1 protein-coding gene is annotated in these 244 nt (G+C 63.1%); it reads left to right on the forward strand.

Annotated features, from left to right (window positions below; genetic code table 11):
* On the forward strand, window positions 1-244 hold a 244-nt coding region (locus ACR9ZK_RS23065), incomplete at both ends, for an MFS transporter (protein WP_481344246.1).

Raw genomic sequence — 244 nt, forward strand, 5'->3', positions numbered from 1 at the left:
CCTTGCAGCCGGCCGACGCTGCGTGGATCGGCACCGCCAACCTGATCGGCATGGCCGTGGGTGCGTTTGCCTGGGGCACCATTGCCGACACCATCGGGCGGAAGAAAGCCTTCACCGCCACCCTCCTGATCTTCAGCATCTTCACAGTTCTGGGTGCGTTCTCGCCGGACATCGTGTGGTTCTGCATCTTCCGCTTCATGGCCGGCTTCGGCCTGGGCGGGTGCATTCCCGTGGACTATGCATT

The sequence above is a fragment of the Monashia sp. HAY1-5C genome (assembly GCF_056755255.1).